The sequence below is a fragment of the Chamaesiphon polymorphus CCALA 037 genome, assembly GCF_003003845.1.
Taxonomy (GTDB): Bacteria; Cyanobacteriota; Cyanobacteriia; order Cyanobacteriales; family Chamaesiphonaceae; genus Chamaesiphon; species Chamaesiphon polymorphus.
Genome location: NZ_PVWO01000161.1, coordinates 1 through 11,002, shown reverse-complemented (window position 1 = coordinate 11,002; position 11,002 = coordinate 1). Strand labels below are relative to the sequence as shown.

Annotated in this window: 9 protein-coding genes; 6 read left to right on the top strand and 3 right to left on the bottom strand. The window is 43.8% G+C overall.

The features are described 5' to 3' along the window. Positions 1-788: 788 nt before the first annotated feature. The 4 genes from C7B77_RS13790 to C7B77_RS13775 all read left to right on the top strand — a co-directional run bounded on the left by C7B77_RS13790 (position 789) and on the right by C7B77_RS13775 (position 5,884). Entirely contained in the window at positions 789-2,105 is a 1,317-nt protein-coding gene (locus tag C7B77_RS13790; protein ID WP_106305609.1) for an APC family permease, read from the top strand. A gap of 158 nt (positions 2,106-2,263) precedes the next feature. Beyond that, a complete protein-coding gene (locus C7B77_RS13785; RefSeq protein ID WP_106305606.1) occupies positions 2,264-3,223 on the top strand; it encodes a hypothetical protein in 960 nt (319 codons plus the stop codon). A 256-nt stretch (positions 3,224-3,479) separates the two neighbouring features. Then, a complete protein-coding gene (locus C7B77_RS13780; RefSeq protein ID WP_106305603.1) occupies positions 3,480-4,619 on the top strand; it encodes an ISAs1 family transposase in 1,140 nt (379 codons plus the stop codon). Positions 4,620-4,852: 233 nt separating this feature from the next. Continuing rightward, a complete protein-coding gene (locus tag C7B77_RS13775; protein ID WP_106305600.1) occupies positions 4,853-5,884 on the top strand; it encodes a pentapeptide repeat-containing protein in 1,032 nt (343 codons plus the stop codon). Positions 5,885-6,150: 266 nt separating this feature from the next. Here C7B77_RS13775 and C7B77_RS13770 read toward each other — a convergent pair whose 3' ends face one another. Next, positions 6,151-7,095 (bottom strand): DUF4351 domain-containing protein, encoded by a 945-nt coding sequence (locus C7B77_RS13770; protein WP_106305597.1) that lies wholly within the window; start codon positions 7,093-7,095, stop codon positions 6,151-6,153. A gap of 41 nt (positions 7,096-7,136) precedes the next feature. Here C7B77_RS13770 and C7B77_RS30015 point away from each other — a divergent pair, with 41 nt between their 5' ends. Beyond that, a complete protein-coding gene (locus tag C7B77_RS30015; protein WP_181243864.1) occupies positions 7,137-7,274 on the top strand; it encodes a hypothetical protein in 138 nt (45 codons plus the stop codon). Between the two features lie 168 nt (positions 7,275-7,442). On the opposite strand, the gene C7B77_RS13765 is transcribed toward C7B77_RS30015, so the two are convergent. Both C7B77_RS13765 and C7B77_RS13760 read right to left on the bottom strand, forming a co-directional pair. Next, positions 7,443-9,146: a protein adenylyltransferase SelO gene (locus C7B77_RS13765; RefSeq protein ID WP_106305594.1), complete on the bottom strand. Its 1,704-nt coding sequence runs from the start codon at positions 9,144-9,146 to the stop codon at positions 7,443-7,445. A 143-nt stretch (positions 9,147-9,289) separates the two neighbouring features. Further along, entirely contained in the window at positions 9,290-9,829 is a 540-nt protein-coding gene (locus C7B77_RS13760) for a nuclear transport factor 2 family protein (protein ID WP_146138318.1), read from the bottom strand. A gap of 69 nt (positions 9,830-9,898) precedes the next feature. On the opposite strand from C7B77_RS13760, the gene C7B77_RS13755 reads away from it, so the two are divergent. Continuing rightward, positions 9,899-11,002, top strand: a 1,104-nt coding sequence (locus C7B77_RS13755) for an N-acetylmuramoyl-L-alanine amidase family protein (RefSeq protein WP_146138317.1), incomplete at its 3' end; no start/stop codon positions are given.

Sequence of the window (11,002 nt, the reverse complement as noted above, 5' to 3'; positions counted from 1 at the left end):
GCTTTGATTCGCTGTTCATTGTTTTTCTTCGATCTTACTCTCGATCGCCATATCATACATCAATTCAGCAACGCCGATTTTTAGGTCATGCCCCAACTGATAACTTAAGCGGTCGAACTCTTTATTAGACTGACGCTGTCAGTCTAATACCCCCGTTTAGGGTAGTTAGATAGACAAATTTCCACCTAATACCGGAAAAATGGGGTGTTATACGGACAAATTTCCACCTAACACTCCCGAATCGGGTATTTAGGCTGAATTAATTCAGTCTAATTATTCTGGAAGATAATTTTCGAGATTCGATATTAATTGTAATAATTATTAATCTCCGATCGCGATCGCTCCCCCACAACCGTCCTAGCAGCGATCGCAATGAGTCATAGTGTCGATCGATTCATTTGATAGAAAATAGCTGTTTCAGCTTTCTGGATTGCAGGTCTAATATTTGTTTTAATGCTCGATTCGCCTCAAAGAGGATATTCGATCGTCATAATCGATCGCTCCGAAAGAGGGGTTCGATCGAAAAATTCTCTTCTCATTAGTAACGGTTCGATTTTGGACTTTATGTCAACGATCTATATCGGTTTCTTTAGTGGTAACACAGGACATACTACCCTTAGTATTTAGACCGAGTTCAACAGATTAGTAGTCTTATTCTTTGCAGTTTCATCCTTGATGATTAGAACCTCACCCGAAGTAAGTGTCAGCACTATATCGCTATCTAGAGGGGCTTAACCTACAAGCAACTAGAATAGATCTCAATAGTAATTGACATTTGGATCGAGTCAATGGCAGCAAATACAGAAACAGACGAACTCAAGCGAGTGTTTGGATTGCCTACACTCGTCATTTATGGTGTTGGCGATATCCTAGGGGCGGGAATTTACGCCGTTGTGGGCAAAATTGCCGGATTATCGGGGGGATTGGTGTGGGCGGCTTTTATCGTCGCGATGGTGGTTGCGAGTATGACTGCTTTGTGTTATGCCGAACTAGGGAGTCGATTGCCCAAAAGTGGTGGTGTCGCTTATTTCATCCATACCGCCTTTGGGATCGATTGGCTCTCTACCTTGGTAGGGTGGTTGATGTTTTGCACCTGTATCGTGTCGATGGCGACGCTATCTAGAGCCTTCGCAGGCTATGTGAATGCGATCGCGCCAGGAATTCCCGATTGGTCGATCGTGCTGGCACTATTTGCTGGACTGACTTTTATCAATTTCCGAGGAATGAAAGAGTCATCGCTGCTGAATATCATATGTACCACTCTCGAAGTTTCGGGGTTAATCGTGGTAATTGTCGTGGCGAGTGCATTTCTGGCTGGAGGAGGAGCTAATCCTCCAGTTGTCAATCCTAACGTCACTTCCACCCCGATCGGTTGGACGGCGGTGATTCAGGGCGCAGCCTTAGCCTTCTATGCGTTTATCGGCTTTGAGGATATCGTCAATGTCGCGGAGGAAGTGAAAAATCCCCAGCGCAATGTCCCGATCGCGATTCTATTATCCTTGGGAATTGCTGGCGTTATTTATATTCTAGTTTCCTGGCTGGCAGTCCAGGTGTTCGATCCGGCTACTCTAGCTGCTTCTAAAGCACCCTTGTTAGATGTCGTCGCGCGGGCGCAACCCAAGTTCCCCGCCGCGATCTTTACGATCGTGGCGGCTTTTGCCGTACTCAATACCGCCCTGCTCAATTTTATTACCTCGTCGCGGTTGCTGTTTGGCATGTCCCGCGAAGGCTTGTTACCCGGTTGGTTGGGCAGATTGCACCCCGATCGATCGACCCCCTACCGCACCTTTTTGGTAATTCTGCCGCTGGCGATCGGGTTGGCTGTATCGGGCACGGTACAAGTGTTAGCAGGCGCAACCGCTACCTTAATTCTGATTATGTTCGCGCTGGTTAATTTGTCCTTAATCGCGATCGCCCGCCGCGAGCCTCATCCCGCCGGATTTCGCGTGCCGCTATTCGTTCCGGCGATCGCGTTGGTACTCAATCTAGTGCTGGTTGCCTTTGCCTCGAATGACAGCCGTTTGTTAGGACTGGGATTTATGGCTGTGGGTGTCGTCCTCGTCGTTCTTCAGAGTGGTTTGAATAAGGGTCGCATGGCTGGCTAGTTTCTAGAGATTGCGTGTCGGGTGGGCAAATATTGTGGCGATCGATGCTTCTAGTGCTAGGTTTGCCCACCTTGCAGCTTGCCTACCCTATGGTTCTGGTTACTTTTCTGGGAATAATAACACTACCCGATCGCACTCTCTCCTTATAGAAGTTTAATATGTCTTCTCAAAACAGCATAGACTTGTTCAATACAGAATGGAAAGCTAGCATTGCTAAATTTCAGTCGATTGCGGGCTTAAAATCACTGAATATAGATCTTAAGCATCCTCAGACTAAGCAACCTATGACAGCTTATCAACAACTTCCAGATCTATATGACGAGTGGATGGAAATTAGATCTACTTGGGATAAAGAAAGCTTGTTTTTTTCAGTTATCTATGATCTAGTTGGACAGTACATGCAGCCCTGGCAAGTTGCCAATTACTTAACAATCGATCGCAATGCGTTTCAAGCATTCGATATTTTGACAGAGGCTAGTCAGGGAAACGTAGGAGAAGATTATTCTTCGCATTGTGCATCTCTAGCAAAAAGTCTATGTTCGCTTACATATTTTGATGAGTCATTAGTTTGGGCAAAAAAAGCATGTCAAGCAGAGCCAAACAACTCACATTTTAAGATTGTTTTAGCAGATGCTCATTTTTTGTCTGGCGACTGTGACCGAGCTTGTAAAATGTATGATAAATGTGTGTCTTCCATTCCTAAATCCCTAAGTGAGTCTGTTGGTGAGATGTTCTTAGCGACTTTCTCGATCGAGCATGGAGTAGTTCCGTCCCCCATATTCGCTATTCAACTCGGACGACAATTAAGCGATCCTCAGCAATCGGCAGAATTTTGGAAACTATCTGAAGCTGAGTTTTACTATAGCCCATATTTTCGAGCAGAACATGCTTATCATTTAGCTAGTAAAGGTCGTAACGAAGAATGTTTAGCTAAATTGATTACATTAGTCCAAGAAATGCCTTGGTTGCAGGAAGCTAGCATTAATCTCAAATCTTTATTCGATTGCTTCAATCAAAATGGCAATCGGATTATGCCAGATTTTCAACAAGAATTATCAGAAAGAATCAAAGAACGTGGCTGGAAAGGTAAGGGAATTTTTGCAATGGCTACATATTGAATAATTAATCGTGTATGGTGGGTAAATTTCTAACTTTATCTAAAGTATAATATCTAGGTTCTTTGCCCACCATTTCCAATATCTCTCATTTTCTCCAGGATTATCCACTCAGGGCGAACGCATTTAAATTTTGTATTATTAAAAACTCTGACAAATTAGTTCCAAATTTGACTAACGAAAAACAGTAAGGCTTTAGCAGCAAGCAAGTGTAGCCAATTAATTATAATATATCGATCGAGAGTTTAGATCGCGGAAAATGAAGCTAAAGCCTAAGCATAGTATAGCGGAACACTTTAACGACATAAAAGATATTAGAATTGAGCGGAGGAAAAAACATAAATTAATCGATATTATCACAATCGCTATTTGTGCAGTAGTATGCGGAGCGGATGGGTGGGAAGAGATAGAATTGTATGGCATTGCCAAGAAAAAATGGCTGAAAGAATTTCTAGAACTATCAAATGGAATACCATCTCATGATACATTTGCACGAGTATTTTCACAAATTAGTCCCGAAGAATTTAATAAATCTTTCCTAAGCTGGGTTAAAGGAATATGCAAAAAAACCGCAGGAGAAATAATCGCATTTGATGGAAAACAATCTCGAAACTCAGCCGATGACAAGAATGGTCGAGGCATAATTAACACAGTTAGTGCTTGGGCAACAAGTAATAGATTGGTATTAGGGCAAAGGAAAGTTGAGGGTAAATCTAATGAAATAACAGCATTACCTGAATTGATTAATGTTTTAGATTTAGCCGGATGTATAGTGACAATTGATGCGATGGGGTGTCAGCGAGAAATAGTCAGAAAAATCGTCGAAAAATCAGCAGATTATGTAATTGCAGTCAAATTGAATCAGCCAAGTTTATACGAACAAGTAGAACAGCTATTTAAGCAGGCAATTAAAACTCATGGTCAAGGTCTCAAGCTGAGTAGTTTCAGTAGTAAAGAGCTAAATAGAGGTAGAGAAGAAATTCGTAACTACTTAATGATATCAGATATTGCCAAGTCAATAGATCGGGAGCAAAAATGGCAAAACTTGACTAGTGTTGGTATGGTAGAGTCAGTGCGAGTTGTGAATGGAAAAACTAGCGTAGAAACTCGTTATTTTATTAGTAGCTTAGAAGATGATATTGAAAAATTAGCATCAGCAATTAGAGGTCACTGGTCGATAGAAAATTCGTTGCACTGGGTACTCGACGTGACTTTTCAAGAAGACAATAATCGAATCAGAAAAGATAATGCCCCTGCTAATTTTGCAGTGTTGAGGCATATAGCAGTTAATGTAATTGGTCAAAACAAGAGTCGAAAATTAAGTGTGAGGAAGAAGCGATTTCTTGCTTGTCTTGATGAAGAATATTCACGCGAACTTTTAGAAGCTATTCTAGCTTGAGTTTAACTAACTTCAAATATCAATTCGACTAAATATATTTAGCCGAGCTTTTTTGCTACAATAAATTGAGTTAATTTAACCTCATATTTTGGTTTGGCTACGATTGATGTTGTCATAATTGTAGTTAGATGCTTGAATAGAATCGATCGCCTATTTTAGTGGCTCTCGCTCGAATTTAAATGCGTTCACCCTGAGTTAACTTTGAGCAATTCCAAGAAAGGCTTTGCAGCAAATTGCTAAATCCTAATTATTATACCTCTCATCTCCTTGAAGTCAGCCGAATATTCTGTGAAGATGAAACTTGGTCGATAGTGACCGAATACATCGACGATGAACGTCTTGAAGATTATATTGCAGATCGAGGAATATTAAGCGAAGATAAAGCTGTAGAAATTATCCAAAAGATTGGTTATGCACTTAGCTATGAGAAACTCGAACGATCGCTAAATCGCGATATCAAGCCCTCTAATATTATCATTTCAAGCTGGAGAGAAGAACCAACCTTAATCGACATTGGGTTGAGTGAATTGATTGTTAGTATCTCTAAAAATATGAAGAGTGAATCTCCGTTCTACTTAGCAACAGCAAAAGCAGAACATGGGAGTGATTCCCAGTATATCTATGCGCTAGCCGCAACTTTATATACATGTGTCACTGGTGATATACCACCATCACCAGAGATGCGGATGGTACAAGATAATCTGCTTCCTCCTCAACAGTTAAATCCTCAGATTAGTGACAGACTAAATAGACTAATCTTGACTGGCATGAATTTAAACCCCAAAGATAGATCGAGTAGTTTAGACAAGTGGTTGAGTTCGATACCATTATTAAGAATAAGCGAAAACAAATTTTTATGTAACTTTACCTGCGGACAGAGAACTTTTACCAAATTAGATATGAGCGATCTACAATTGTCGAATAATTGGCTATCCCGTCTGAAATTCAGTGATATCAACTTTACTGGTACTAACTTTACAGAAACCCGTCTTCACAATGGTAAATTCGAGCGCGTTGATTTTAGTAATGCGATTTTAAAAGATGCCTCACTTTACCAATCTTTATTTTGTCGAACCAATTTCCAAAATGCCGATTTACGAGGAGCAGATTTATGCGGCACAGAGTTCGACAACACCAACCTCAAAGGTGCGAATCTTTGTGGCGCGAACCTTAAAGGCGCAAAAATTTCACAACAGGAGTTAAAACAATCTAAAACTAATTTTCTAACGATCTTCCCCAATGGAAAGAGAGGTGGTTGGTGGTAACAGTCCCCATTGTAGGGTGGGCAAACCTAGCACTATAATTTTGAATAAGCACAAAAATATTTGCCCACCACCATAGAGCTTGGAAACTCACCCATCGCGAGAATGGAAAATAGCAAACTCGATTTGTGGATGGTGGGCAAAATATCTAGACATTTACAAGACATGAAGCAAGAAATTTGCCCACCCTACACGATCTGGAGTCTCAAAAATTAGGGTAGGGATAATTAATGAGTTGTCCCTACCCTGCTTTATCAAAGCGACTTTTCCTACCGATGAACATCCAACCAACCCAATAAATCCCCCATTTGACTAAAATCCAAAGCCGCGTCATGCAACTCCTCAAGCTGACTTACAGACAATTGTTGCAATCGCTCATTTACCCCAGCATCCAACTCACCCACCCGTCTAAATAATACCCGCGACACCAATCGCAAAGCCTCTTTTTGCTCCCCTTGCTCGATGCCCTGCTCCATCCAACTAGTCACAATTTGCATAACCTGCTCCTTTTCAGTCTCCTTCTCAATACTAGCAACTTCCCGCTGGAACTCCACTACCTCTGACCGATCGAGATTCAGATAAGTATCCACAAACCCCGACAGAATCGACACCCTTGCCGGATCTAACTTGAGAGTAGCAATTGCCCTCAAACACTCTACCTTCACCTTCGCACGCTCCTTCTTCTCAATTTTCATCTTCGCCATCAACGCCGCCGCCACTGGATTCTTCTGCTTCAAAAAATCTCGCCAATTCAACTGATTTAATTGAATCCGCAGAAAATTAAACTCCAAAATATCCAATCCAGGCAACCGCACTCGATACTTATCTGGCTCCTGACGTTTCGGCTCATCAAACGAGAAAATTGCAATCGGATAAACAGGCTCCAAATACTTGCGATGTAACTGAGCAAAATAAAAGAACATCCGCCGCTGGAAATTAGTCTCAGCATTAGACTGATGTTCGAGATCGACAATTGCCCACACCTTACCCACCTCCGGCTCATTTGGGCGACGGCGTAAATTAATCCTCACCACCAAATCCATCGCTCGGCGATCTCCCTCAACGATGTCAGTGAAGTACTCTTGCGGTAGAAACTCTAAATTATCTCGGTCTATATTAATAGCTAATTCCGGCACAAACAAGTCGAGAAATTCTACGAAAAAAGTGCCAATGAGTTGTTTGAATAACTGGTCGTGGTCGATATTCTTTGACATAAATACATCATTAGCACTTATCTAATTTTAACTCCGCTGGGGTGGTAAATTATACAATTTTACCCAAAGCTACCAGCACGACAGGGAGGGAAATTACCGCCACGGCGCGGGCGATTTATAGCAATGGTGTGCAGACTGATACTCAGGTAATATCGATCTGCGGTAAACTACAGGGTTAAAACCTCGACCCTATATTAGTCCCATTGTAGGGTGGGCAAACTTAACACTAGAATTTTGAACAAGCACAAAAATATTTGCCCACCACTATAGAGCTGGAAACTCACCCATCGCGAGAATGGAAAGTAGCGAACGCGATTTGTTGATGGTGGGCAAATATTCTGTCGTTATCAAGATGAACAACTATAGTGGGATACGCCACCAACGCTAGAAAGTGCCTTGGGTTTGAGGCGATAGTATTTATCTTCTACTGCTTGCGATTGCTCATCATATGGATAGCTCAGGATTTCTTGCAACTCTTTAATTAACGTGTAATTACCCTGCATGGCTTGTTGATAGGCAGGGACAACCAACCACTCTCGCCATGCGTATTTTGGGTTAGTCTGTTTCATCTTGGTCGATATCTCAGCCAAATTACCGCCATTAATGACGAGGTTACGCCAGCTTTTTAGCCAAAATTGCCATTGTTCGTCGAGTTGGGGCGAAGTTTGAACGTAGAAGCTCTTTTTCAATGCTGAAATATCGTCTGGTATATGGGACAACTCTCGGAAGAAGATAGTGTAATCTACCTCTGCCTGAGTCATTAACTGCATTAATTCCTGAAATAGCGTTGGGTTAAATTCAGACAAACCCAGTTTGGCCGCCCACATGTTTTGGATTTGTGTTTGCATGGCTTCTGCAAAGCCATCACGTACTCGATCGAACTGTTCTAAAGCTGCGGCATTTTCTGCCAGCAGCGGTCTTACCGATTGCCAAAACATCTGATAATTTGCCTCTGCGGCGATCGGCTGATTGAAGAATGAAAAGTGTTTGCCGCCGCCAGTCCAAGGTTGAAACCAAGGGTCAAAAATCTCACAAAATCCAAATGGCCCGTAGTCGAGCGTAAAGCCACCCGCAGCGCAATTGTCGCTATTAAAATTACCCTGGCAGTAACCAACCCGCAGCCAATCGGCCACCAGTGAAGTCAGACGCTGGCGAAATAACTTCGCTAATTCAACCAATCGATCTGCAAAACCAAGGTTTGGATCGATGTCGCTTTTGTATTCTCGATCGATTAAATGCGACACGATCGCGATCGACTCTTCTAATGCTCTTGGATGAGCATTACTGCGAGCGCGGCGGGCAAATAGCTCTAGCTGACCAACACGCAAAAAGGATGGTGCAACGCGAGTTGAAATGGCCACCGGATTGTCCACCAAAATATCGGGGTCGATCGAGTGGGAGTCTGGAGAATACCAAGGTCGGGTAACGGTGTCAGATTTAGAAACATACAGTGTCAAAGAGCGCGATGTGGGAACACCTAAAGCCTGCATATATTCTTGCGCTAGAAACTCCCGCACGCTCGAACGGAGTACGGCACGCCCGTCACCACCACGGCAATAAGGCGTTGGGCCACCACCTTTCAATTGCATTTCCCAGCGTCGGCCATTGATGGTTCCTTCAAACACGGAGATTGCCCGACCATCACCATAACCATTGCCAGTCCCGAAGGGACAATTTTGGATATATTCGGTGCCATAAATCGACAGTGCATAACCAGTCGCCCAGCCAAACCGACGCATAGGCTCATGCGCTACAGAGATGTCACCAGAAAATAGATGGCGAAATTTTTCATTAAATGCCAACTCATCGCTCAACCCAAGTTCCTTAAAAAAAGTGCTGCTATGGGTGACGTATTCTGGTTCTGCCAGCGGCGTGGGGGTCACGGGTACGAAATGGCCAGAAAAAACTTGACGGGCACGGCGATCTTCACCATCGACCGTGGCATCTGGATCGGCATTTAAAGTATCCATCAGAGAATAATCCGCCAATTGCACAAACTCATCGAAGGTCTTTACACAAGGCTGGGCAGATGGTTTAGATGAATATGACATTGTTACTAATATCAGTATTGTTGGGAAAGAGTAATAAATTTACAGCTATATTCTAGGATCGCGATGCATTTGTTAATGCAGCTAAAACGAGGCTTTGACATTTATCATCTTACTCATTGCTTGTATTATGCAGCGATCTGTTCTCATAAGTCATGTCTTGAAAACTGAGCGGTATCAGCAACAGCAACTAATTCTGTTATGACCCCATCATGTACTGTCCAAATATGTATAAAATCTACCTCTATCGGCTTGTCTGACTGCTTGACGCGCCCCACGTAACGACCTTTAACTGTCACTTGGTCTCCAGCTTCAATAAATGTTTCTGGCTCCGCTCCCCATTTAGAAAAGTGAGACGAGAGTTCTGGAAAGAACTTTTCAAATACCTCTTTTCGCGAGAAATACTGATGTTGAGAGACTGGATAACCTTGTGAAACTATCCAGACAACATTCTCAGCAAGTAGATTCGCATCAGCCGAGCTAAACCATTGTTTAAGCGTTTCGAGTGGTAATCCCATACAGCGATCGTCTAACAGCCATACCAGCTTAACATTATTGCTAATTGGGGATATAGATGTCGATCGAGCTAAGATCCAGTCAGATGCTTCGAGGGAATAACGATCGTGTACGCAGTAATTTCCAAAGATCGGATTGAAATGCCACCGGGCGCGGTGATGCGTAGTCAACTGTCAACTGATTTAAGCTTTCGATCTGCGGTAAACTACAGGGTTAAAACCTCGACCCTATATTAGTACATGAAGCTGAGATCTTGGATGGCGATCGCCAGTTTATTTTTGATTAGTTTATCGCTAGTGCTGGTTTCGGTCGATCGAGGGAATGCGATCGTTATTGCCCAGTCGCAGCCGAGCGTGTGTCAAGAAAGAATTTCCCCAGTTACACAGATCGATCCCAACACCATCTCGATCGGGGAAGTAGCGATCGAATCTGGCATCGCCCGCACCGGAGCGCATGACGATTGCCAACGAGTCACACCCCTACCCCAAGGCACTCGCGCCCGCATTGTCGCCCAAACGACAGGCCCCGATCGATTCAAACAGATCGTACCTTGGTATCAGTTAGACTATGGCGCGTGGATCGAAGCATCCGCCGTGAGTATTTTAACCACGCCCGTAACCACCCAAGCAACGATCTCGGCGGCTGATGTTCGCGCCGACACAGCCAAAACCGAATTAGTCTTGCCGCTATCTGCCCCTGTACCCTTCGAGATCCAACAGACCGATCGCGGTTTCGGCATTACTCTTTACAACACTACGGGCAGCATCTCCCAACTAAACCTACAGCCAGCAATCGCCACAGCTACGCCTACATCCCCATCCCTAGCGATTAGCAGTAGCTCATCCCCTAGCCCAGCCAGCCCCACCGCCCAGCCCCTACAATGGGCGGCGAATAAGTTTCTAACCTTACCGACCACGGGTATCGCTACAGCTAGTTGGCAAGCCCCTACAAGCGATCGAGTGCAAATTAACCTGCAACTGCGCGCCCAGCAGCAATGGGGCTATCAAACCGCCTATCGCAATAATAATTTAGTAATTACCCTCCGCAATCCGCCCCAACTGAGTCGCAATCCTCAGAAACCTCTCAGCGGCTTGACTGTAGTAGTCGATCCCGGACATGGCGGCATCGATTCCGGCGCGGTGGGCAGAGCCTACGGCAATACCTATCTGGAAAAAACCGTGAATATGCAGGTATCTGAATACCTCCAACAGGCACTGATCGATCGGGGTGCGAATGTAGTGATGACCAGAACTACCGATATCAATCCCAGTCTCGACGATCGCCAAGTTATCATCAATCGTACTTTACCTGTCGTCTCGATTTCGATTCACCACGATGCAGGC